Consider the following 2,850-nt stretch of genomic DNA (forward strand, 5'->3'; position numbering starts at 1 on the left):
AGTTCATCACCGGCTGGAACAAACGCAGCCACCCCTTCACCTGGACCAAATCACCTGAAGAAATCCTGGCGAAAGCCAAACCAAAGAAAACTTCAAACACGCGGCACTAGGTCAGTCGGATTTTTGAGCCGTTGACACTAGGCGTTGTATTGGGAATACACATCTAGGTTATGTCCTGCTGCCCTTGGCAGCCAGCCCAAGCATGGGAACGGCTCCTTTCATCAGCGAAAGTCACCCGCGCGATTGCCACCCGTATGATTGTTTCAACTTGATTGGAGCCCATCAGGACGTAGTCCCCTCATGCATGCCTGACACGGGCGGCACTGGCGACGCTCTGATCAGGCCAACGGCCGGACGCGTACGTAGATTGTCCTGGACCCAACCGCATCACCGTCCCGAGGAACGTGTGGGCCGTCAGGGCGCGCCGGTGCTTCTTGCGCCTGGTAAGGGCGAGGAGTTCAGACAGGGCTGGCGTGCTCGGCACACAGCCGTGATTCGCACTGGATGGTCGTGTGCGTAATGTTGTACTCCTCCATCAACAATGTGGAAACTGAATCGAGGGTTGCCTGGGCGTCAGCGCCTTTACTGGTAAGAACGTGGCCCGTGGCGCTTTCCAGCCCTGAGGTAATCGTCCAGATGTGCAGATCATGGACACTGTCCACGCCGGGCAGCGCCAGAATCCGCGCACGGACCTCTTCGACGTCCAGGCCCGGAGGCGCGGATTCCATCAGAATCCGCAGCGCCTGCCGGGTCAGTTTCCAGGTACGCGGCAGGATGAACAGCCCGATGCCCACACCGATGATCGGATCGGCGTACGTCCACCCGGTGGTGTAGATGATGATGGCGGCCGCTATGACCCCGACCGAACCCAGCAGATCCCCCAGCACTTCAAGGTAGGCGCCCTTCAGGTTCAGGCTTTCCTTGGAACCGGCCACCAGAAGCCTGAAGCTGATCAGATTGATCACCAGACCGACGCTGGCCACCACAAGGAGCGGGATCCCGGGAACGTCTGGGGGCGAAGAGAAACGCTGCACCGCTTCGAAGAGGACGTAACCGGCGACCCCGAAGAGAAGGATCCCGTTGGCCAGCGCCGCCAATACCTCGAGTCGGTAGAAACCGTAGGTGCGCTGACTGGTGGTTTTCTTTGCGGCCAGCGTGATCGCGGCCAGCGCCATGCCCAGCCCCAGAACATCGGTCCCCATGTGGGCCGCATCCGAAAGCAGCGCGAGCGAGTTGACGGCGATCCCGACGACGAACTCCACGAGCATGTAGGCGCCTGTCAGGCCGAACGCGATCAGAAGAGGTTTTCGGTGGCGGGCTCCGGCAGTTACCGCGCTGGCGTGCACATGACCATCTTCGTTGCTCATGGAGCGTCCCCTCCGAGTTGCTTTGGCTCACGGCGATAGAAGACTGGCTGGACCCGTTCCGGCTCCCGAACGGGTCCAGCCGTAGTTATATGTGAAGAGTCTTGCACATAATTGCTGTCGCATTCCGGGATCGTTTGGCTAACCTACATTTTTCGGCCCAGTTCTATCCGGCTGGTCTGCAGCCGCCAAGAATACGCCGATCACTACCCCGACGGCCGACTGTTATGGCTCAAAGTCCGGTGCTGAGGAAACGACAGGCCCGGTCCTCCCGGCGGCAGAGCTTCTCAACGGAGGTCGACACTTGATCTCAAATTTCGGCGTCGATGATGATTTCCTGGCGCGGTGCGGCCAAAGGGGTGGTCATCCGGGGCCTGTTCCGTGGCGGCGCCCGGTTGGTACCCCTGTGGCCTCCCCAGGCGGCCGCTGCGGGTGCGGAGTCAAGGGCGCTGTGGAGCTTGAGTGTGATCCAGTTCCGGGCCGACTTGAGGAACAGGCACCCGGCAACGAACGCCACGCCCCTCCGCTCCGTGGACCTTCGCGGCGAGGACAGGCTGCACCGGCCCGTCCTCGCCTTTGGTGGCGGAGCGTAGTCCGAGCTTGTGGGCGGGTCTGGTGAAACCTCAGTGCAATCCGGCCAAGGGTGCCCAGTCAATTCATGGCCCACCAAGACGACTCGGGCGCAGGACGAGGGCTGCGGGCCCCGGTGGTCCGTACCATTCGGAGGACCTTCCGAACCCAGAAGCGGCCCAAGCCGTCGCCATGGTGCTCATCTGATCAAATGATAAGTTGTTCATATGAGCCGAGGCCTTCGATCCATTCCAGACCCTGACGGCACCTCCGTGAGGAACCGGGACAATAGTGGCGATGGCAGGCGGTTTGAGGTCCTGCAGGGGGCGCTGCCCTCGCCGGAGGATGTAGAACGCGTCGCCGCGGTGTTCCGGTTGATGGGCGACCCGGGCCGGGTCCGGATCCTTGCCACCCTGCTTGAGGCCGGGGAGGTGTGCGTGCAGGATCTTGCCACGGTGACCGGGCTGAGTGAATCCTCGGTCAGCCAGGCTCTCCGGCTGATGCGCGCGCACCGTGTGGTGGAAACCCGCCGTGCGGGCCGCGTCGTTTTTTACCGGCTCGGGGACAGCCATGTCCGGATGCTGCTGGACATGGCGATCACCCACGTCTCACACTCTCCGGCGGTCACCGCAGCCCCCGCCCCTACTTACCCGTCAACCGGGCACTCCGAACCCATCGAACCCAACTATCAGGAGCCATCATGAACGCTTCACCTGCCCCTCTCACCTGCCCGAAATGTGCAGCGGAGATGCGTCCTTACGAACGTAACGGCGTCATCATCGATCAATGTACCGGGTGCCGGGGAATTTTCCTGGACCGGGGCGAGCTGGAGTCCCTGATGGACGCCGAAGCGTCGTTCTACGCGGCCCGGAACCTGTCTCTTATACACATCTGACGCTGCCGACGAGGAGCGTGT

The 2,850-nt window shown here is 61.9% G+C and carries 4 protein-coding genes; 3 read left to right on the plus strand and 1 reads right to left on the minus strand.

Annotation, left to right across the window (positions count from 1 at the left end; translation table 11 throughout):
• Positions 1-458: 458 nt before the first annotated feature.
• Positions 459-1,367 (minus strand): cation diffusion facilitator family transporter, encoded by a 909-nt coding sequence (locus tag ACLRGI_RS23165; protein ID WP_419203783.1) that lies wholly within the window; start codon positions 1,365-1,367, stop codon positions 459-461.
• A gap of 323 nt (positions 1,368-1,690) precedes the next feature.
• On the opposite strand from ACLRGI_RS23165, the gene ACLRGI_RS23170 reads away from it, so the two are divergent.
• From ACLRGI_RS23170 to ACLRGI_RS23180, 3 genes are all read left to right on the plus strand, one after another.
• A complete protein-coding gene (locus tag ACLRGI_RS23170; RefSeq protein WP_419203784.1) occupies positions 1,691-1,957 on the plus strand; it encodes a hypothetical protein in 267 nt (88 codons plus the stop codon).
• Positions 1,958-2,161: 204 nt separating this feature from the next.
• Positions 2,162-2,638, plus strand: coding sequence for an ArsR/SmtB family transcription factor (locus ACLRGI_RS23175; RefSeq protein WP_419203785.1), 477 nt, complete (start codon positions 2,162-2,164; stop codon positions 2,636-2,638).
• Positions 2,635-2,829: a TFIIB-type zinc ribbon-containing protein gene (locus ACLRGI_RS23180; RefSeq protein ID WP_419203786.1), complete on the plus strand. Its 195-nt coding sequence runs from the start codon at positions 2,635-2,637 to the stop codon at positions 2,827-2,829. Before ACLRGI_RS23175 ends, ACLRGI_RS23180 begins: the two co-directional genes overlap by 4 nt.
• Positions 2,830-2,850: the final 21 nt, after the last annotated feature.

Source organism: Paenarthrobacter sp. PPS72 (assembly GCF_048537125.1).
GTDB lineage: Bacteria > Actinomycetota > Actinomycetes > Actinomycetales > Micrococcaceae > Arthrobacter > Arthrobacter nitroguajacolicus_E.

Coding starts and splice junctions, on each gene's coding strand:
- ACLRGI_RS23165 (WP_419203783.1), bottom strand. CDS start 1,367: ATGAGCAACGAAGATGGTCATGTGCACGCCAGCGCGGTAACTGCCGGA.
- ACLRGI_RS23170 (WP_419203784.1), top strand. CDS start 1,691: ATGATGATTTCCTGGCGCGGTGCGGCCAAAGGGGTGGTCATCCGGGGC.
- ACLRGI_RS23175 (WP_419203785.1), top strand. CDS start 2,162: ATGAGCCGAGGCCTTCGATCCATTCCAGACCCTGACGGCACCTCCGTG.
- ACLRGI_RS23180 (WP_419203786.1), top strand. CDS start 2,635: ATGAACGCTTCACCTGCCCCTCTCACCTGCCCGAAATGTGCAGCGGAG.